Origin of the sequence: Micromonospora sp. DT15 (genome assembly GCF_049841475.1) — a bacterium.
Classification (GTDB): domain Bacteria; phylum Actinomycetota; class Actinomycetes; order Mycobacteriales; family Micromonosporaceae; genus Micromonospora.
Genome location: NZ_JBNCKJ010000004.1, coordinates 420052 through 439055 on the forward strand (window position 1 = coordinate 420052; position 19004 = coordinate 439055).

Genomic DNA, 19004 nt, shown 5'->3' on the forward strand with positions numbered 1-19004 from the left:
CCACCGGGTGCCCGGGGTGTGATCACGGGGCGTGGTGGGCAACAATGGTCATTGAGGAGGGGAGTATTCCCCCGCAACGGAGTCGTCAGCACGGTCGATCGCCGGAACCACGGCGCCCGACCCGGCCCCGTAGGTCGCCGCCCCCAGGGGCGGCGGCGGAAGAGACCTCCGACAGTCACCAGAGTGAGCGACAGCGGCACGCCGGCTCCCGCAGGGGCGTACGGTGTGCCCGACGCCGCGTGTCTGCCGGAGGAATGAACGTTGGACGTGTCCGGATTGGTGTGGGCGGGGACGCTTGTCGCACTGACTGCGGTCCTGCTCGTCGATCTGTTGATCATCGGTCGGCGCCCGCACGAGCCGAGTGTGCGGGAGTCGAGCCTCTGGGTCGCCTTCTACGTCGGCCTCGCCCTGCTCTTCGGTGTGGGTGTCTGGCTGACCTCGGGGGCCAGCGCGGCCGGCCAGTTCTACACCGGCTGGCTCACCGAGTACAGCCTCTCGGTGGACAACCTCTTCGTCTTCGTGATCATCATGGCGCGCTTCGGGGTGCCTCGGCAGTACCAGCAGAAGGTGCTGCTCGTCGGCATCGTGCTGGCGCTGGTGATGCGCGGCGGGTTCATCGCCGCGGGTGCGGCGCTGATCACGCAGTTCTCCTGGGTCTTCTACATCTTCGGCGCGTTCCTGATCTACACCGCGGTGAACCTGGCCCGGCAGGGTGAGCCGGACGAGGACGAGTTCTCCGAGAACGTACTGATCCGGTGGAGCCGCAAGGCGTTGCCGATCTCGAAGGACTACGACGGCGCGAAGCTGACCACCCAGGTGGCCGGCAAGCGGCTGTTCACCCCGATGTTGATCGTGATGATCGCGATCGGCACCACCGACCTGATCTTCGCGTTGGACTCGATCCCAGCGATCTTCGGCATCACCCAGGAGCCGTACCTGGTCTTCACCGCTAACGTCTTCGCGCTGATGGGCCTCCGGCAGCTCTACTTCCTGCTCGGTGGCCTGCTGGACCGGCTGATCTACCTGAGCTACGGCCTGGCCGTCGTGCTCGGGTTCATCGGTGTCAAGCTGGTGCTGGAGGCACTGGCCGACAACAACCTGCCGTTCATCAACGGTGGCGAGCACGTCGGCTGGGCGCCGCACATCCCGATCTGGTTGTCGCTGCTGGTCATCATCGGCACCCTGGGCATCGCCACCGCCGCGAGCCTGGTGAAGTCCTCCCGAGACCGGCGTCGCGAGTTGGCCGACGCCCGACGCTGACCGGTCACCGGCCGGGTGCCGACAGGCGCCCGGCCGGTGTCGGAAGTGCTGGCCGGCCTGCGCCGGGCCCAGATGCCTGGGCTCCGGCTCGGGTCGACCGAGACAGGCCCTAGACCCGGTGCGCGCCCACCAGTGTGGCGGTCCGGTCTGCCGGCAGTTCCTCTTCGATGACCCGCCGCCGCCGGTAGCAGGCGTGCAGCATCCGACGCTGGCCGCCGTCGCTCGGAGCGGCGGTGACGATGCCGATGTGGTGGATCCTGCGGCCCGGTCGGGCGAAGAAGTAGAGATCGCCGGGGCGTTCCGCGCCCAACGACAGTGGGGTGGTGGCCACCGCCTGATCGTCGGCGTCGCGGGGCAGCAGCACCCCGAACCGCCGCCAGGCCAGATGCACCAGCCCTGAGCAGTCGATGCCGTGCGCGGAGAGACCGCCCCAGATGTAGACCACGTCCAGCAGGCGCTGTGCCACCGCGAGCGCCTGCGCGGCGGCCGGCGACGCGACCGCCGACGACACGAGGTGGCGGTCGGGCAGCCAGAGCGGGGTGGCCCGACCGGGGACGTGCACCGGCCGCCAGTCGTCGAGCGCGGGGCCGGCCGGGACGAGCCGGGTGCCGACGACGACGCCGGGCAGCACCACCGGCCCGTTCGGGGCGGCGTGCAGACCGGTGACCGTGGCGTCCACCACCAGCGGGTGGTCGGTGCCGGTGTGGGTCGGGTCGAGAACGGCCAACTGCTCGGCGGGAAGCCACCCCGGGTAGCCGCGGGGATCCAGCTTGGCCGCTGGTTGTTCGACGGCGACGACCCGGGCCCAGCCGTCCGGGCGTACCTCACTGACGAGGACCCGTTCGCCGAGCAGGAGTTGGCTCAGCACGCAGTCGCCGACCTGCTGGTCGGTGTCCATCCCGGAGACCCAGGTCGGGATGTCGACGCCGGCGGTCAGCGCCGGACGGTCGACCGGGCGGACGGCCTCGGGGGAGGTCCACAGCGTCGCCACGGCGACCCGGACGACGGCCTCGCGGCCCGGTTGCAGCTCCACGTCAACCCCCAGATCGTGTCGGCTGTCCAGGGGAACCCTATGAAAGAAACCGACAGCCATCAACCATGGGCCTGCACTTTTGCTTCAGCGAGGCCGGAGATGCCCAGGCCAGGGGCATCCGGCAGAACCACCGTCGCCCCGTCGTAACGGATGCCGCCCTGCACCGGTGACCAGGCCAGCCACCAGGCGGCGTCCAGGTCGGGAACCGCTGTGGTGCCGTACGCGGCGACCAGGCTCGCGGCCGCCCCGATGCCGACCTGGCTCTCCATCATCGAGCCGACCACAGTGCCGAGGCCGTGCGCGGAGGCCAGGTCGAGGAGGGTGCGGGCCGGGTGCAGGCCACCGCACTTGGCCAGTTTGACGTTGACCAGGTCGGCGGCCCGGCGGCGGATCACCTCCACCAGGTCACGCACCCCGAAGACCGCCTCGTCGGCCAGGATCGGCACGGACACCCGGTCGCTGACCCAGGCCAGCCCGTCCAGGTCCCAGCGGGCCACCGGCTGCTCGACCAACTCCACGTCGAGCCCGGCGTCCTCGATGCCGCGGATCACCCGGACCGCCTCCCGGGGCGTCCAGCCCTGGTTGGCGTCCAGCCGGATCCGGGTGCCGGGGCCGACGGCCGCCCGGACCGCGCGTACCCGGTCCAGGTCACCGGCCGCGTCGGTGCCGACCTTCAACTTGAGCACGCCGAAGCCGTCGGCCTGGCGCTGCCGTGCCGCGGTCGCCAGGTCCACCGCGTCGCCTGCGGCGAGGGTGACGTCCGTCGGGACCCGCAGCGTGGTGCCCCCGAGCAACCGCACCAGGGGTACGCCCAGTCGCCGCGCGGCGAGGTCGTGCAGGGCGACGTCCACCGCCGCCTTCGCGGCCTCGTTGCCGACCACGGCGCGCTGCACCTCGGCGCACCGGGTCACCAGGTCGTCCGGGTCACGGCCGATCAGCCGTGGGCCGAGCAGCTCGCGGACGCACGCCTGCGCCCCGGCGACCGACGCGCCGGTGACCTGCCAGACCTGCGGCGCCTCACCGAAGCCGGACCGGCCGTCGCTGTCGACGAGTTCGACGACCAGGGTGTCCACTGTGGTGGTGCGACGTAGCGCGGTGACGAACGGGGTGTGTAAGGGGGCGGAAACCCGGTGGGTGCGTACCGCCGAGATCGTCATGTCAGGCACCCTATACGGAGGTTCACCTTCGGAGGGGAGACCGCATGACCGGGCAGGGCTGGGAGTTGGTGGGTGCGCCGAACGCGCGTGACCTGGGCGGGCTCGTCGGCGCGGACGGGCGGAGGGTCCGGGTCGGCCAGTTGATCCGCACTCCGGCTCTGGGTCGGCTGACCGACGAGGACCTGCCGGTCCTGGCGAAGCTGGGGCCCGCGTGCGTGGTGGATCTGCGCGACGCCTCGGAAATCGCGGTCGCGCCGGAGGACCGCTTCGCCGGTGAACCACGGGTGGTGCGCCTGCCGGTGCACGACGCGGAGCACCCGGTCTTCACGTACGTCTCGGCGGTGCTGCTCGGACACGACCTGAACGCGTACGCCGAGCTGGCCCGGCAGGGCACGGCGGGAGCGATGGAGGCGATCTACCGCTGGTTCGTCACCGGTGAGTCGGCGCGGGTCGGTTTCGCCGAGGCGGTGCGGCTGGCGTCCCGCCCGGAAAATCTGCCGCTGCTCTACCACTGCTCCGCCGGCAAGGACCGCACCGGTTGGCTGACCGTCATCCTGTTGACGGCGCTCGGGGTGGACGAGGCTGCCGTTCGCGCCGACTACCTGCGCAACAACGAGCTGACCGACAGCCTGCGGGCGGTGATCGTCGAGGCGATGCGTCGGCGGAATCCCGAGCTGGACGTCGACGTGGTGGTGCCGGTGCTGGAGGTCCGCGCCGAGTATCTCGACGCCGGTTACGCCGAGGTGCGTCGGGTGCACGGCTCGTTCGACGCGTACCTGCGCGACGGGCTGGGGCTCACCGACTCCGACCTCAGGGCGTTGCGGGCGCAGTTGCTGGAGTGACCGGCGCGTCGGTGGGTGTGCCGGCGCGGGCGGCGCAGCCGGTGACGATCAGTGCCTGGCCGGCGGCGTAGGTCGCCATGACCAGCACCGGCGCGCCGGGTGGTTGGGCCACCTCGGCCACCCCGGCGGCGATCAGCAGGTCGGAGCCGAGGAAGAGCGCCGCGCCGACACCGACCCGCCAGCCCTGGGTGGCGGCGGCGCTGGCCATGGCGGCCAGCGCGATCGCGTAACCGGCCACCGGTACGGCCAGCCCGGCATCGGAGAGCCCGGCCCACATCCAGGTCAGCGCGATGACGGTCAGCGCCGCGTACCCCAGGGGGACGGCGACCAGCGGCGTACGGCGCAGCGCGGTCGCGGCGCCGCGTCGGGTGAAGGCCGCGAGGTAGCAGAGGTGCGTGCCGAGGAAGCTGGCCATCCCGGCGAGGAACCAGCCGGTGCCGTCGAACATCAGGGCGATGTCGCCGCCGGTGGCGAAGGCCAGCGCAGCGAGCAGCAGCCGGTCCGGTCGGGCCGCGCGTTCGGCGCTGACCCGCCAGAGGTACGCGGCCAGCAGCGGCATCAGCAGCGGCTTGGTGAGCAGGAAGGCCAGGCCGCCGCCGGTGGCGTTGGCCAGCAGGTTCGCGGCCGTCACGACGAGGAAGGCGATCAGCACGGTACGACTGCGGGGCATCGGCGGCTCCGGGGTGGGGGTGCGAGCAGCGTAGCCGCAGTCGGCGGCGCTGGCATCACCGCCGAGGCTGTCGGGTCAGAGGTGGTGGCGGGCGGCCCAGACCTGCGCCGAGATGTGCGCGAGCAGCAGGCAGGCGTCGTCCTCCACCTGGTCGTCGCCGTCGGCCAGGTCGGTGGTGGTGCAGACGGCGATCAGGTACGGCGGGGCGTCGTCGGGCAGCACCACGCCGGCGGCGTGGCGGACGCCGCGTACCCAACCGTTCTTGTGCGCGATGCGGGTGCCAGTGGGCAGGCCGGCGGCGAGGTCCTCGCGGTGTTCCTGGGCGAGCAGGACGTCCAGCATGGCGGTGCAGGCCGCCGGTGAGGCGACTGGGCCGGGGGTGTCGGCCCCGGTGCCCAGTGCGCCGAGCAGGGCGGCCAGGTCGGCGGCGGTGACCGTGTTGGTGATGCCGGCCTCGCGGGCGGCGAAGTCCTCGATGCCGCGGCCGGTGACGCTGTTGCGGGCGCCGGCGAGCGCCCAGACCTCGGCGACCGCGGGCAGCCCGACGTGGCCGAGGACAAGGTTGGTGGCGAGATTGCTGGAGCGCACGATCATGCGGTCGGCCAGCCAGCGCAGCGTCGCGGTGCCGCCGATGCGGTCCCAGACCGCGTCGTCGTTGTCGTAGGGCTGCGCGTTGGCGAAGCGGGGTGCGCCGGGCCGGGCGGAGGCGAAGTCGTTGACGACCGGGACCGGGGCGTCCAGGTCCAGGGTGCCGGCCTCGGCGGCGCGGTGCAGCGCGGCGAGCACCGCCACCTTCATGGTGCTCGCCGCGTAGTGGCCGGCGTCCGCGTGGCGGGTCCAGGTCGGCGGCGCGTCGAGGCGCCCCACGTACGCGGAGACGGTGCCGGGCACCCTGTCCAGGTGGGCGTCGAGATCATCCCAGGTCATGCCGGTGACCGTAGCGGATCAGGTGCGGGTGGGCTCGCGTACCCGTCGGGGGGAAAGCGACCGGGCGCGCCGACCGCGAGCGGTCGACGCGCCCGGTGCCGGGTGCTGGGTGGGTCAGCCGGCGTGCTTGCGGCGGGCGGCGGCGCGGCCCCGCTGCTGCTGGTCGAGCACCACCTTGCGGATGCGTACGGCGGTCGGGGTGACCTCGACGCACTCGTCCTCGCGGCAGAACTCCAGGGCCTGCTCCAGGGAGAGCTTGCGCGGCGGGATCAGCTTCTCCGTCTCGTCGGAGGTCGACGCCCGCATGTTGGTGAGCTTCTTCTCCTTGGTGATGTTGACGTCCATGTCGTCGGAGCGGGAGTTCTCCCCGACGATCATGCCCTCGTACACCTCGGTGGTGGGGTCGACGAAGAGCTGGCCGCGTTCCTGAAGGTTGATCATCGCGAAGGCGGTGACCGCGCCGGACCGGTCGGCGACGAGCGAACCGTTGTTGCGGGTACGCAGCTCACCGAACCACGGCTCGTAGGACTCGAAGACGTGGTGCAGGATGCCGGTGCCCCGGGTGTCGGTGAGGAACTCGGTGCGGAAGCCGATCAGGCCGCGCGCCGGCACCAGCCACTCCATCCGGATCCAGCCGGTGCCGTGGTTGACCAGCTGCTCCATCCGGCCCTTGCGGGTGGCGAGGAGCTGGGTGATCGCGCCCAGGTATTCCTCCGGGGCGTCGATGGTCAGCCGCTCGACCGGCTCGCAGGTCTTGCCGTCGATTTCCCGGGTGACCACCTGCGGCTTGCCGACGGTCAGCTCGTAGCTCTCCCGGCGCATCTGCTCGACCAGGATGGCCAGCGCCAGCTCACCGCGGCCCTGCACCTCCCAGGCGTCCGGCCGCTCGGTCGGCAGGACCCGCAGGGACACGTTGCCGATCAGCTCCTTGTCGAGCCGGTCCTTGACCATCCGCGCGGTGACCTTGGAGCCCTTGACCCGGCCGACCAGCGGCGAGGTGTTGGTGCCGATGGTCATCGAGATGGCCGGCTCGTCAACGGTGATCAGCGGCAGCGCGACCGGGTTCTCGACGTCGGCGAGGGTCTCACCGATCATGATCTCCGGGATGCCGGCGACGGCGATGATGTCGCCCGGGCCGGCGGTCTCGGCCGACGTGCGCTCCAGGCCCTCGGTCATCAGCATCTCGGAGATGCGGACCCGCTGGGTGCTGCCGTCGGTGCGGCACCAGGCCACCGTCTGACCCTTGTTGATGGTGCCCTGGCGGACCCGGCACAGCGCGAGCCGGCCGAGGAACGGCGAGGCGTCCAGGTTGGTGACGTGCGCCTGCAACGGCGCGCCGTCCTCGTACGAGGGTGCCGGGATGGTGTCCAGCAGGGTGCGGAACAGCGGCTCCAGGGAGGTGCTGTCGTCGGGCACCGAGCCGTCGGCGGGCTGGGTCAGCGAGGCGATGCCGTCGCGGGCGCAGGCGTAGACGATCGGGAAGTCGATCTGCTCCTCGTCGGCGTCCAGGTCGAGGAAGAGCTCGTAGGTGTCGTCCACGACCTCCTTGATCCGGGCGTCCGGACGGTCCACCTTGTTGATCACCAGGATGATCGGCATCCGGGCCCGCAGCGCCTTGCGCAGCACGAAACGGGTCTGCGGCAGCGGGCCCTCACTGGCGTCGACGAGCAGCACCACACCGTCGACCATGGTCAGGCCGCGCTCCACCTCGCCACCGAAGTCGGCGTGGCCGGGGGTGTCGATGATGTTGATGGTGACCGGGTCGGAGCCGTCGGCCGGCAGGTACCGCACACCGGTGTTCTTGGCCAGGATCGTGATGCCCTTTTCCCGCTCCAGGTCACCGGAGTCCATCACCCGCTCGGTGTTCTCGCCGCGTGCGCCGTACGCGCCGGCCTGCCGCAACATGGCGTCGACCAGGGTGGTCTTGCCGTGGTCGACGTGAGCGATAATGGCGACGTTGCGGAGGTCGGTGCGAAGCTGCATACCCTCTATCCTTCCGCCTGCGCTCGCGCAGGCTGCGTCGGGGTCACCCCCAGGTGCCCCTGATCTATGGTGAAACCGCTGTGCCGGTGGTTCCCCCGGCTGGCATGCTGGCTCCCGTGTCCTGGGGGCCTGAGTGCACGACCTGCTGACCTGGGTGCAGGGTCTGCCCACCCTGTGGATCTACCTGGTCGCCGCGCTGATCGTGGCGGGCGAGACCGCGGTGATCTTCGGCCTGCTCGTGCCGGGTGAGGCTACCCTGCTGCTCGTCGGCTTCCTCACCTACAACGGTACCTTGCGGCTCGGGCCGGCGTTGCTCGCGATGATCGTCGCGGCGGTCCTCGGCGATGGGCTGGCCTTTCGGGCCGGGCGGCGGTACGGCTCCCGGCTGCGCGCCGGGCTGGGTCACCGGGTCGGGCCGCAGCGGTGGGCCCGCGCCGACGCCATGCTTGCCCGCCTGGGTGGGCGGGGGGTGTTCGCCGCCCGATGGGTGGCTTTCGCCCGGACCCTGGTGCCCCGGCTGGCCGGTGCGGCCGGTATGCCGTACCGGCGGTTCGCCCTCTGGAACCTGGCCGGGGTGGTGACCTGGGTGGGCGGCTCGGTGCTGCTCGGTCACCTCGCCGGTGAGTCGTACGACACGGTCTCCCGGCTCCTGGGCCGGGCCACCGGGGTGGCGTTCCTGCTGCTGGCCGGCCTGGTGGGTGTGGTGCTCGTGGGTCGGTGGCTGGGCCGCAACCCCGACCCGGCGCGCGCGCTGCTGTCCCGGGCCGGCGCTCTGCCCCCGGTGCGGTGGCTCACCGCCCGCTACGGGGTGCTGTTCTTCCTGCTGGCCATGCGGATCGGCCCGGCCTGGACGCTGCTGCTCAATCTGGCCGCCGGGTTGCTGCTCCTGTTCGCCGCCGGGCTCGCCATCGCCGGTCTGCTCGCGCTGGCGGTCCGCAACAGTGGTCTGGCCGCGCTGGACGGCGCTGTCGCGGGGTGGTTCGCGGCTCGGCGTACCCCGGACGCCGCCGACGCCACACTGGTCGTGGTGTCGGTGGTACGCGGGTCGGTGCTGATCCTGTTGGTGGCGCTGGTGGCGGCGGTGCTGGCGTGGCGCAACCGACCCTGGCGTGCTGATCTGCTCAGCGTGGTCGGTACGGCGGGCGCGTTCGTGCCGCTGGTGGTGCTGGCCGTGGTGGCCGAGCTGACCGGCCCGCACGGGACCGCCCCGGGCGGCGGTGAGGTGGCTGCGCTCTCCACCCAGAGCGCCGTGGTCGCCGCGAGTTTCTGCACCCTGGCGTGGCTGGTGTCGCGCAGCGCCCGCTGGCCGGTGGCGGTGGCTGCCTGGACCGCCGCTGCGGCGGGGGTGCTCGGGATCGGCGGCGCGCGGCTCTATCTCGGACTGGAAACGGCGAGCGGGACGGCCGCGGCGGTGCTGCTCGGGGTGCTCTGGACCGTGGTGTTCATGGTCGCCTGGGCGACCCGGGACCGTGCGGTGGGCAATGGTCAGTCCCCGGTGGACCAGGCCCCCCGGCGGCCGTCGCAGGGGCAACGCCGCCCGGTCGAACCTTGTTAGGGTGCGGCGACAATCACACGGGGGAGGCAAAGGCATGGTTCGACGCACCGATCGGCTGGGCGCCGCAGTGCTCGCCGGGCTTGTGCTGGCGGGCGCGCTCGTCGGCTGCGCCGCCAAGGGGGAGAGCCCATCGGGCGTGGCCGCGCCGGTCGCCATCACCGACGGGCCGACCGATGCCCCGTCCGACGAGGTCGACGGGGAGCCGAGCCCGTCGGTGAGCGCCGTGGAATCGATGGGTTCCGCGCCGAGTCGGAGCGCTACCCCGAAGCCGAAGACGACGAAGAAGCCGACCCGGGCGGCGCCGAAGCCCCGCGCGGTGCCGAAGCCGCCCACCGAGACCGAGGTTCCACCGGCGCCGCCGAAGCCGGCGCCGACCTCCTGCAAGCCGACCTACAAGGGCAGCCAGGCGTCCCGGTCCGAGGTGAAGGCGGCGCTGACCGACGCGGCCAGCCGCACCTACTGGCCGTCGTCGGCACCGGACATCAAGATCCCGCTCAACCTGCTCAAGGCCACCGCGTGGCAGGAGAGCGGCTGGCAGTCCAACATCTACGCCTGCGACGGTGGGGTCGGGCTGTTGCAGGTGATGCCGGACACCGCGACGTGGATGAACCAGCGGTTCGAGAAGAGCTACAAGATCGACGCGTACCAGGACAACGCCTACCTCGGCGCCACCTACCTGGCCTGGGCGACGAAGTACATCGGCGACATGTACTTCGAGTCAGACTTCCGGCTCGACCCGGCACTGTGCTCCAGCGAGCTTAATTCCTGCCTGCTCAACGCCGTCATCGCCGCGTACAACTTCGGGCACGGTGCGGTGGCTCAGGAGGGGAAGCCGCTGACGATCCCCAACCCGTCGTACGTGCGCAACGTGCGGGCACTGATGAACGAGTGCGTCTGCCTGGCGTACTGACCCTCGCCGGGGCCGTGGCGGGTTCGCCGCGGCCCCGACGGGTCGGTCAGTCGTGCGCGGCGACCGGCTCGGGCGAGCGCGGGGTCGCCCGCGCCGGGTCGGGCGTGATGCGGCCGGGCCACCAGAAGCGGTCGCCGAGCAGGAACGCCAGCGCCGGCACCAGGACCGTCCGGACCAGCAGGGTGTCGAGCAGCACACCGATGCAGACGATGATCCCGATCTGGGTCAGGGTGATCAGCGGCAGCACACCGAGCACGGCGAAGACCGCGGCCAGCAGCACTCCGGCGCTGGTGATCACACCGCCGGTGACCCGCAGGGCGGAGAGCATCCCGGCGCGGGTGCCGGCGCTGCGCGCGTCCTCCCGGGCCCGGGTGACCAGGAAGATGTTGTAGTCCACCCCGAGCGCCACCAGGAACACGAAGGCGAGCAGCAGCACACCGCTGTCCAGCGCCGGGAAGCCCAGCACGTGGTCGAAGAGCAGCCAGGCCGCGCCGAGGCTGGCGAAGTATGAGGCGATCACGGTGAGCACCAGCAGCAGCGGCGCGAGCAGACCGCGCAGCAGCAGCACGAGCACGCCGCCGACCAGCAGCAGGATGATCGGCAGGATGAGCCGTAGGTCCCGGTCGTTGGCCTCGTCGGAGTCGTACGTGGCGGCCACGGAGCCACCGACGATCGCCCCGGACGGGGCGTCGGCGCCGGCGGCGGCCGGCGGCGCGGAGTCGGGAACGGCGGCGACCGCCGCGCGCAGCGCCTCGATCGCGCGGTCCGAGGCGGTGGTGCCGGGTTCGGCGTCGAGGACCACGTCGACCTGGGCGACGGCCGCGCCGGCGTCGCCGGGGCGCGCCGAGGCGACACCGGGTACCGCTGTGGCGGCGTCGGTGACCGCCCGCACCGCCGCCGGGGTGGTGATCACGGCGACGGGCTGGGTGCTGCCGGCGGGGAAGGCCCTGGCCAGGGTCTGTGCGCCGGTCACCGCCTCGGGCTCGGCCCGGAACTGTTCGGTCTCGGACAGGCCGGTACGGATGCCGAGCCCACCCAGCGCCAGGCCGCCGAGCAGCACAGTGGCCAGCGTCGCGACCACCACCGGGCGGCGTTGCACGGCGGCGCCGAGTCGACCCCAGAGCCGACCCTCGCGTACCGGGCCGCCGACCCGGGGCACGAACGGCCAGAACAGGCCCCGACCGAAGAGCACCAGCACGGCGGGGAGCACGAACAGGGCCGAGAGCATGGCGAAGACCACACCGGTGGCGCAGGCCACGGCCAGTGCCCGGTTGGTTTCCTGCTCGCTGAGCAGCAGGGTGAGCACGCCGAGCACGACGGTGCCGCCGCTGGCGAGGATCGGCTCCGCGGTGCGGCGCAACGCGGAGCGCATCGCCGCGAACCGGTCCTCCTCGCGGCGCAGCTCCTCCCGGTAGCGGGCGATGAGCAGCAGCGCGTAGTCGGTGGCGGCGCCGAAGACCAGCACGCTGGCGATGCCGGTGACCTGACCCTGCTGGAGGTTGATGCCGACACCCGGCACGATGACGTCCACCGCGCGCAGGGTGAGCTGCTCGGTGGCGGCGACCACGACCAGCGGCACGATCCACAGGAACGGGCTGCGGTAGGTGATCAGCAGCAGCAGCGCGACCACGGCGGCGGTCACCACGAGCAGGGTGACGTCGGCGCCGTCGAACACCGAGGAGAGGTCGGCGGTGAACGCCGGGGAGCCGGTCACCTCGGCGGTCAGCCCGTCGGGCAGGTCCGCCAGGGTGGCGCGCAGCTGGGTCACCGCGTCGGTGACGACCTCCTGCCCGCCGGCGGTGTCCAGCGGCACGGCGACCAGGGCCACCGCGCCGTCCGGGGAGACCTGGGCGGGGCTGACCTGCCCACCCACGGCGAAGCGGCGCAGGTCGTCGGCGCGAGCGCCGACGGTCGCCCGGTCGGTTTCGCTCAGCGCGCCGCCGTCACCGCGACTGATCACCACGATGGCCGGCTGCACGTCGCTGGAGGGCAGCTGATCCTGCAGACGTTGCACCTGGGTCGACTGCCACTGCACGGACAGGCCGGTGGCGGAGACCGGTGCCGGGTTGTCCGGCTGGGGTGTCCCGAAGACGGCCGCGCCCACGACGATCGCGGCGGCCACTGTGAGCCAGGCGGCCAGCCGGCCACGAGCGACTCTGGTGAACACAGACATCAGGTGACCTCAAGGTCCTTCGGAAGTCGAGTATCTTGATAGCCGAGATTATCCGGGGCTGTTCTATGCTGCAACCCGGGGGATCAACGACGGGAAGAGCGGCGCGAGGTGGCGACTCACGGCATGTACCGACGGCGCGACACGCGCCGCGAGCAGCTGGCCGCGGAGATCACCAACAACCTCCGGCGGTACGCGGCGGACGCCCAGCAGGTCGGCCACGCCTTCGCCAACCTGCACGGCCTCAACCCGACCGACCTGCAGGCGTTGATCGCGGTGATGGACGCCGAGCTGCTCGGTGACCCGATCACCCCGGGCCGTCTCGGCGAGCAGCTGAACCTCTCCTCCGGCTCGGTCACGGCCCTGATCGACAGGCTGGAACGGGCCGGGCACATCCGCCGCGACCGGGACACCGTCGACCGGCGCAAGGTGCTGCTGCACTACGCCGACCAGGGCGCCACGCTGGCCATGGAGTTCTTCCGGCCGCTGGGCGCCCGTACCGACACGGTGATGGCCCGCTTCAGCGAGGACGAGCTGGAGGTGGTGCACCGGTTCATGGAGGAGATGAGCGAGTCGCTGCGCGGGCACCGCGACGCGGTGCGCGCCACCCGGCCGGAGTCACCCCGCCGCCCGACGGGCTGACCGGTGCCGCACCTCGTCACCCGCCTCGCCAGCGCCGCGCTGCGCCTAACCCCGACCCGCCCCGGCCCGGTGCGGGTCAGCCGTGACCTCGCGGTGCGGGCCCGCGACGGCGTGGTGCTGCGCACCGACCACTACGCCCCGGCCGTCCGCGGTGCGCCGACAGTGCTGATCCGCACCCCCTACGGGCGGGGTGGGCCGCTGCGGCTGCTCGGTCGGCTGCTCGCCGCCCGGGGTCGACACGCGGTGATCCAGTCGTGCCGGGGCACCGGCGGCTCCGGTGGAACGTTCGCCCCGCTGGTGCACGAGCGCGACGACGGCGCGGACACGCTGGACTGGCTGCGTCGCCAGCCCTGGTGGTCCGGGCAACTCGGCATGTTCGGGGTCAGCTACCAGGGCTTCGCCCAGTGGGCCCTGGCCGCCGACGCCGATGAGGAGCTGCGCGCCATGGTCGCGGTGGTGACCGCCTCGGCCACCCGCGACTCGACGTACGCGGGGGAGTCCTTCGCCCTGGACACCGTGCTGACCTGGGCGGAGCTGCTGCACGCGCAGACCGTGCCGTGGCTGGCCCGGCAATGGGAACTCAAACGTGGGCAACCCCGGCTGGCCGCCGCGCTGGAGCACCTCCCGCTGGCCGAGGCTGACCGGGTGGCCACCGGCGTGACCATCCCGTTCTTCCAGGAGTGGCTACGCCACCACACACCGCAGGCCGCTTACTGGCGGACCCGGGTCTTCGCCGACCAGGTCGCGAAAGTGCGGGCGCCGGTGGTCATGGTCACCGGTTGGCACGACATCTTCCTGCCCGCCCAGCTCGACGACCACGCCGTGCTGCGCGCCGCCGGCACACCGCCGCGCCTGGTCATCGGCCCATGGACGCATGGCAGCCCCGGGCTGTTCGTGGGCGCGCTGCGCGAGGGGTTGGCCTGGCTCGACGAGCATCTGCCGGCCACGACCCGATCGCGCGGCCCGGCGGGACCAGCCCGGCCGCCCGTGCGCATCCACGTCGGCGGTGCCAGCGGCGGCTGGCGGGACCTGCCGGACTGGCCACCCCCGGCAATCCAGACCGCCTGGCACCTGCAACCCGGTGGCGCGCTGGCGGCACGCACACCTGTCGTGTCGACACCGGACGCGTTCCGCTACGACCCCGCCGACCCCACCCCGTCGCTCGGCGGTCCACTGCTCGTCGCCCAACGGGCCGGCCCGGTCGACAACCGGCGGGTCGAGGCCCGCCCCGACGTGCTGACCTACACCAGCGCCCCGCTGGCCGCGCCGGTCGAGGTGATCGGCCCGGTCCGCGCCGAGATCCACCTGCGCAGCGATCTGCCCTACCTGGACGTGTTCGTTCGTCTGTGCGACGTGGACCGCCGGGGTCGCTCGTGGAACGTGTGCGACGGTCTGGTGCGGGTCACGCCCGAGCGCTTCCCGGCCGACCCTTCCGGGGCGCTGCGGATTCCGGTGCCGCTCTGGCCGACCGCGTACCGCTTCGCCGCCGGGCACCGACTGCGGGTGCAGGTCTCCGGCGGCGCCCATCCACGGTGGGCGCGCAACCCCGGCACCGGCGAGCCGCTCGGCACGGCGGTGACGCTACGTGCCGGTTGGCGGCAGGTTCTGCACGACCCGGCGCACCCCTCGGCGCTGCTGCTGCCGATCGTCCACTCTGCCCCGCACCAACCTCCAATCTGAACAGACCCCTCCTGAGCTGGGCGTTTATCGAAAATGCGGGCTATGGTGGAGTCAACGCCCGGCGCCGTGCACCAGTAGGCCGGGCTCGCCCGAAGCCCAGCACCGCGTACGCGGTGTGACGTCGTGCCCGGTCCCCGCCTCTCGGAAAGGGGGACCCCATGACCCGGGCCCCGGCTAACCTTCTGGCCGTCCGAAGTCTGCTCCTCACTCACCTCGACAACGCTCCCGGGCCCGACGACCTGGATCCGGGCGAGGTCGGCATCGTCGGTGACTCGTCCCACCGGGGCGGCTACCACTGCGGATCGGACCGGGTGGTCCCCAACGACTACTCGGTGGTCGAGTCGCCTCGGGACCGGGCCGGGCTGACCCTCGACGCGGCGGCGCTGGACGTCGGACAGTTCGATGTCCGTTCCGGTGGCCGATCGAACACCCTGCCCAGCTTCTCGGTCTGGTGCGTCGCGCAGTGCGCCGCGAACGCGGCCGACACCCGGGACATCCGGGAGATCATCTACAGCCCCGACGGCAGCACTGTGAAGCGGTGGGATCGCCTCGGCAAGCGCACCACCGGCGACAGCTCACACCGTTGGCACACCCACTTCAGCTTCTTCCGCGACGCCATCAAGGCGGGCCGCGACCAGCGGCCCCTGTTCCGCCGCTACCTCAGTTCCATCGGACTCCTGGAGGACGACGACATGACCCCCGAAGAGCACAACTGGCTGGCCACCGTCCACAAGAACCTCACCGTCCTGGACGGCCGCAACCCGATCGGGCAGATCTACACCCGGATGGCGATGGGTGAGGACGCCACCGTTCCGAACTTCAGGTCGGCCCACCCGACCCTGAAGTCGCTCGGTTTGCAGGTCACCGCCCTGCAGGCCGCGCTGACGGAGTTGTCCAACCGGGACTTCACCGACGAGGAGGCGATCATCCAGGGCGTGCTGGCCGGGCTGACCCCGGAGGAGATCGCCGCCGCGATCCCGCCCACGATCGCCAAGCAGGTGGCCGACGAGTTGGCCCGCCGGCTCGTCGCCTGAGCGAGGGGCGGTTCGTAGCCGCCGGGCCGCCCCTCTTGACGCAATCCGCAACGACTGTTGGGCAATAAGTGTTGCGCAACAGTCGTTGTGGATGTCAGGCTGTCGACATGAACAGCCCCGACGTACGCCAGGTCACCGACTCCCGGGTGCTGGCCGCCATGTCCCACCCGCTGCGCCGCCGGCTGATGGACGTGTTCAAGGTCCACGGGCCCTCCACCGTCGGGCTGCTCGCCGAGCGCACCGACCAGGCCCCCGCGAACGTCAGCCACCACCTCAAGGTCCTCGCCGCCGCCGACCTGGTCGCCGAGGCGCCCGAACTGGCCCGGGACCGGCGCGAGCGGTGGTGGCGCCTGGTGACCAGGGGGTTGCGCTGGTCCAACGCCGACTTCGACGCCGACCCGGCCTCCCGCGCGGTCGCCGACGCCGCCACCTCGCTCAACCTCGACCGGCACGTCGCACTGGCCCGGGCATGGCACGCCGCCGATGAGGCCGAGCAGGCATCCTGGCGCGACGCCGCGTTCTCCACCGACCACTGGCTGCGCCTCACGCCCGAGGAACTGGCCGAGCTGAGCCGCGAGATGATCGGCATCCTCTCGCGCTGGGCCAACCGGGACCTGCCCGACGACGACGCCGAGCGCCGACCGGTCTTCGTGTTCGTCCACGGCGTGCCGGCGCGACCGTGACCGCCGCCACCCGCAGCGACCCGACCCCCGTGCGCCGTGCCGGCGGGCTGCTGCGGCACCGCGACTTCCGGCTGCTCTGGGCCGGCCAGGCGGTCAGCAGCGTCGGCAGCAACGTGACCACTGTCGCGCTGCCCCTGGTCGCGGTCGCCGTCCTCGACGCCGGCACCTTCCAGGTGGCGGTGCTCACGGCCGCGGCCTGGCTGCCCTGGCTGCTGATCGGCCTGCCGGCCGGCGCGTGGGTCGACCGACTGCCCCGCCGACCGGTGATGGTGATCTGCGACCTGCTCTGCGCGGTGGCCTTCCTCAGCGTGCCGCTGGCCGCCGTGCTGGGCCGGCTCACCGTCGCGCAACTGCTGGTGGTTGCCCTCAGCGCGGGCGCCGCGCGGGTCTTCTTCGAAACCGCCGACCAGGTCTACCTGCCGGTGCTGCTGCGACCCGGGCAACTGCCGGAGGGCAACGCCAAGCTCCAGGCAACCCAGACCGCGAGCTACGTCGTCGGACCCGGCCTCGCCGGTCTGATCGCCCAGCTCGTCGGCGCCGTCGCCGCACTGCTGCTGGACGCGCTCACATTCCTGCTCTCCGCGATGTGCCTGTTGCGCATCCGCACCCGCGAACCGCGCGTACGACCCTCACAGCGGTCCCGATCGCTGCGCCGGGACATCACCGAAGGGCTGCGTTTCGTCATCAGGGACCCGTACCTGCGGGTGCTCACGCTCTTCGGCGCGGCCAGCAACATCGGGCTGACCGGCTACCAGGCCGTCCTGGTGGTCTTCCTGGTCCGTGAACTGCGTCTCGAACCGGGCCTGGTGGGTGGGCTCGTCGGTGTCATGAGCGCCGGCGGGATCATCGGCGCGCTGCTCGCCACCACTGTGGCCCGGCGCTGCGGCACCGCACGGGCGGTATTGATCGCGGCGGCGCTCACCGGCCCGCCCGCGCTGCTCATCCCGCTCGCCGCGCCCGGCGTCGGGCTGGCCTGGCCAGCCCTCGGGGGCCTGCTGATCGGTCTCGGGGTGGCCATCGGCAACGTGGTCAAGGGTGCCTTCCGGCAGACCTACACGCCGCACCACCTGCTGGGCCGAGTGACGGTGAGCATGCATCTGCTCAACTACGGCACGATCCCGCTGGCGGCCGTGCTGGCCGGTGCCATCGGCGCACGTTACGGCGTCGAGACGGCAATTGTCGTGATGACCGCCTGGCTGGCGCTCACCCCGTTGATTCTGCTTGTCGGACCAATCCGGAGGCGGCGGGACCTGCCCGCCGCCCCGGCGGCGTCTTGAGTGCGCTGCGACGGCGGCCGGAGAACCGGCCGCCGTCACCGGCACGGAGCTACATCGGGCGGACGTTGTCCGCCTGCGGACCCTTCTGCCCCTGGGTCACCTCGAACTCGACCTTCTGGCCCTCGTTGAGCTCCCGGTAGCCGCTCGAAGCGATGGCGGAGTAGTGGACGAACACGTCCGGCCCTCCACCGTCCTGCTCGATGAAGCCGAAGCCCTTTTCCGAGTTGAACCACTTAACCGTGCCGGTTGCCATGCATCTCTCCCTGTTCAAAGCGGCTGACCCTCGGCCTCTGGCCGATGATCGCCCGTACCTGTTCGACAGTAACGGGCAAAACCCCGATCCGCTGGCCGAAGTGCCGTAGGTATTTGACTGAACTCGGGTGAACTCTGCGCGGCGGCATGTGAAACCCGCCCCGACCAACCGTCGCTGCGGCATGCTTGCGCCGATGAGTGATGCCGCAGCCGACGCGCTGACCGAGCTGGAACGCGAAATCCACGCGCCCGGTGCTGGTCTGGACCGGCTCCGGTTGATGCCCACCCCGTTCGTCCCCGAGGTGCGGCTGCACCTGGCCGAGGACGCGATCGTCTGGTGGGCCCGGATGGAGGCCGCCGCCGGACGCGCGCTGCCCGCGCCGTACTGGGCATCCGCCTGGGCCGGGGGACAGGCCCTGGCCCGCCACCTCCTGGACCACCCGGAGCTGGCCGCCGGGCGCCGGGTGCTCGACCTCGCCGCCGGGTCCGGGCTGGTAGCCATCGCCGCCGCGCTCGCCGGCGCCGCGGAGGTGATCGCCAACGACATCGACCCGTACGCCGTCGCCGCCGTCACCCTCAACGCGCGGGCCAACCACGTCGCCGTCGACGCCACCGGGGACGACCTGCTCGACAGCACCGAAGCGAAGGTCGACCTGGTCGTCGCCGGAGACGTCTTCTACGACCGCGCGATGGCCGACCGGATGCTGCCCTTCCTGCAGCGGGCCGCCGCCGCGGGTGCCGACGTGCTGGTCGGCGACCCCGGCCGCGGGCACCTGCCGACGGACCGCCTGACCGTGCTGGCCGACTACCCGGTACCCACCACCGAACCGTCGGTCGACTCGTCGCTACGCCACGTGCAGGTGCTGCGCCCCGCCTGAGGCGCACCCCCGACTCAGGGGCGACCCCGAGGCGGATACCAGGGGTCACTG

At 72.1% G+C, this 19004-nt stretch carries 17 protein-coding genes; 10 read left to right on the forward strand and 7 right to left on the reverse strand.

What is annotated here, in order from left to right:
- The first annotated feature begins 261 nt into the window (after positions 1-261).
- On the forward strand, positions 262-1260 hold the full coding sequence (locus ACLQ3F_RS12165) for a TerC family protein (RefSeq protein WP_425848657.1): 999 nt from the start codon (positions 262-264) through the stop codon (positions 1258-1260).
- Positions 1261-1369: 109 nt separating this feature from the next.
- On the opposite strand, the gene ACLQ3F_RS12170 is transcribed toward ACLQ3F_RS12165, so the two are convergent.
- Positions 1370-2293 (reverse strand): NlpC/P60 family protein, encoded by a 924-nt coding sequence (locus tag ACLQ3F_RS12170; RefSeq protein ID WP_425848658.1) that lies wholly within the window; start codon positions 2291-2293, stop codon positions 1370-1372.
- Positions 2294-2352: 59 nt separating this feature from the next.
- Positions 2353-3450: a mandelate racemase/muconate lactonizing enzyme family protein gene (locus ACLQ3F_RS12175; protein WP_357200521.1), complete on the reverse strand. Its 1098-nt coding sequence runs from the start codon at positions 3448-3450 to the stop codon at positions 2353-2355.
- A 44-nt stretch (positions 3451-3494) separates the two neighbouring features.
- On the opposite strand from ACLQ3F_RS12175, the gene ACLQ3F_RS12180 reads away from it, so the two are divergent.
- Positions 3495-4292, forward strand: coding sequence for a tyrosine-protein phosphatase (locus ACLQ3F_RS12180; RefSeq protein WP_425848659.1), 798 nt, complete (start codon positions 3495-3497; stop codon positions 4290-4292).
- Here ACLQ3F_RS12180 and ACLQ3F_RS12185 read toward each other — a convergent pair.
- The 3 genes from ACLQ3F_RS12185 to typA form a co-directional block, all read right to left on the reverse strand.
- Complete coding sequence (locus ACLQ3F_RS12185; RefSeq protein ID WP_425848660.1) at positions 4261-4962, reverse strand: lysoplasmalogenase; 702 nt, start codon at positions 4960-4962, stop codon at positions 4261-4263. The genes ACLQ3F_RS12180 and ACLQ3F_RS12185 overlap by 32 nt on opposite strands.
- Before the next feature lie 75 nt (positions 4963-5037).
- Entirely contained in the window at positions 5038-5889 is an 852-nt protein-coding gene (locus tag ACLQ3F_RS12190; protein ID WP_425848661.1) for a serine hydrolase, read from the reverse strand.
- A gap of 114 nt (positions 5890-6003) precedes the next feature.
- Positions 6004-7872, reverse strand: coding sequence for a translational GTPase TypA (typA, locus tag ACLQ3F_RS12195; protein WP_357200533.1), 1869 nt, complete (start codon positions 7870-7872; stop codon positions 6004-6006).
- 133 nt (positions 7873-8005) lie between these two features.
- On the opposite strand from typA, the gene ACLQ3F_RS12200 reads away from it, so the two are divergent.
- Positions 8006-9427 carry a DedA family protein gene (locus ACLQ3F_RS12200; protein ID WP_425848662.1) on the forward strand — a complete coding sequence of 474 codons (1422 nt, stop codon included), beginning with the start codon at positions 8006-8008 and terminating at the stop codon, positions 9425-9427.
- Between the two features lie 34 nt (positions 9428-9461).
- On the forward strand, positions 9462-10337 hold the full coding sequence (locus ACLQ3F_RS12205) for a transglycosylase SLT domain-containing protein (RefSeq protein WP_425848664.1): 876 nt from the start codon (positions 9462-9464) through the stop codon (positions 10335-10337).
- Between the two features lie 46 nt (positions 10338-10383).
- Here ACLQ3F_RS12205 and ACLQ3F_RS12210 read toward each other — a convergent pair whose 3' ends face one another.
- Positions 10384-12510: an MMPL family transporter gene (locus ACLQ3F_RS12210; protein WP_425848666.1), complete on the reverse strand. Its 2127-nt coding sequence runs from the start codon at positions 12508-12510 to the stop codon at positions 10384-10386.
- A gap of 123 nt (positions 12511-12633) precedes the next feature.
- Here ACLQ3F_RS12210 and ACLQ3F_RS12215 point away from each other — a divergent pair, with 123 nt between their 5' ends.
- The 5 genes from ACLQ3F_RS12215 to ACLQ3F_RS12235 all read left to right on the forward strand — a co-directional run bounded on the left by ACLQ3F_RS12215 (position 12634) and on the right by ACLQ3F_RS12235 (position 17823).
- Positions 12634-13149, forward strand: a complete 516-nt coding sequence (locus tag ACLQ3F_RS12215; protein ID WP_387354282.1) for a MarR family winged helix-turn-helix transcriptional regulator — start codon at positions 12634-12636, stop codon at positions 13147-13149.
- Positions 13150-13152: 3 nt separating this feature from the next.
- A complete protein-coding gene (locus tag ACLQ3F_RS12220; RefSeq protein ID WP_425848667.1) occupies positions 13153-14829 on the forward strand; it encodes a CocE/NonD family hydrolase in 1677 nt (558 codons plus the stop codon).
- A 158-nt stretch (positions 14830-14987) separates the two neighbouring features.
- A complete protein-coding gene (locus tag ACLQ3F_RS12225) occupies positions 14988-15863 on the forward strand; it encodes a hypothetical protein (protein ID WP_355010224.1) in 876 nt (291 codons plus the stop codon).
- Between the two features lie 107 nt (positions 15864-15970).
- Complete coding sequence (locus ACLQ3F_RS12230) at positions 15971-16546, forward strand: ArsR/SmtB family transcription factor (protein WP_357200548.1); 576 nt, start codon at positions 15971-15973, stop codon at positions 16544-16546.
- The gene (locus ACLQ3F_RS12235) at positions 16543-17823 is read left to right on the forward strand and encodes an MFS transporter (RefSeq protein WP_425848669.1); all 1281 of its coding nucleotides are present in this window, start codon (positions 16543-16545) and stop codon (positions 17821-17823) included. Before ACLQ3F_RS12230 ends, ACLQ3F_RS12235 begins: the two co-directional genes overlap by 4 nt.
- 49 nt (positions 17824-17872) lie before the next feature.
- Here ACLQ3F_RS12235 and ACLQ3F_RS12240 read toward each other — a convergent pair whose 3' ends face one another.
- Positions 17873-18076 (reverse strand): cold-shock protein, encoded by a 204-nt coding sequence (locus ACLQ3F_RS12240; protein ID WP_007462771.1) that lies wholly within the window; start codon positions 18074-18076, stop codon positions 17873-17875.
- 193 nt (positions 18077-18269) lie between these two features.
- Between ACLQ3F_RS12240 and ACLQ3F_RS12245 the strand changes: the two genes are divergently transcribed.
- The gene (locus ACLQ3F_RS12245; RefSeq protein WP_357200554.1) at positions 18270-18953 is read left to right on the forward strand and encodes a class I SAM-dependent methyltransferase; all 684 of its coding nucleotides are present in this window, start codon (positions 18270-18272) and stop codon (positions 18951-18953) included.
- Positions 18954-19004 lie beyond the last annotated feature (51 nt).

Coding starts and splice junctions, on each gene's coding strand:
- ACLQ3F_RS12175 (WP_357200521.1), bottom strand. CDS start 3,450: ATGACGATCTCGGCGGTACGCACCCACCGGGTTTCCGCCCCCTTACAC.
- ACLQ3F_RS12180 (WP_425848659.1), top strand. CDS start 3,495: ATGACCGGGCAGGGCTGGGAGTTGGTGGGTGCGCCGAACGCGCGTGAC.
- ACLQ3F_RS12185 (WP_425848660.1), bottom strand. CDS start 4,962: ATGCCCCGCAGTCGTACCGTGCTGATCGCCTTCCTCGTCGTGACGGCC.
- ACLQ3F_RS12190 (WP_425848661.1), bottom strand. CDS start 5,889: ATGACCTGGGATGATCTCGACGCCCACCTGGACAGGGTGCCCGGCACC.
- typA (WP_357200533.1), bottom strand. CDS start 7,872: ATGCAGCTTCGCACCGACCTCCGCAACGTCGCCATTATCGCTCACGTC.
- ACLQ3F_RS12205 (WP_425848664.1), top strand. CDS start 9,462: ATGGTTCGACGCACCGATCGGCTGGGCGCCGCAGTGCTCGCCGGGCTT.
- ACLQ3F_RS12210 (WP_425848666.1), bottom strand. CDS start 12,510: ATGTCTGTGTTCACCAGAGTCGCTCGTGGCCGGCTGGCCGCCTGGCTC.
- ACLQ3F_RS12215 (WP_387354282.1), top strand. CDS start 12,634: ATGTACCGACGGCGCGACACGCGCCGCGAGCAGCTGGCCGCGGAGATC.
- ACLQ3F_RS12225 (WP_355010224.1), top strand. CDS start 14,988: ATGACCCGGGCCCCGGCTAACCTTCTGGCCGTCCGAAGTCTGCTCCTC.
- ACLQ3F_RS12230 (WP_357200548.1), top strand. CDS start 15,971: ATGAACAGCCCCGACGTACGCCAGGTCACCGACTCCCGGGTGCTGGCC.
- ACLQ3F_RS12240 (WP_007462771.1), bottom strand. CDS start 18,076: ATGGCAACCGGCACGGTTAAGTGGTTCAACTCGGAAAAGGGCTTCGGC.
- ACLQ3F_RS12245 (WP_357200554.1), top strand. CDS start 18,270: ATGAGTGATGCCGCAGCCGACGCGCTGACCGAGCTGGAACGCGAAATC.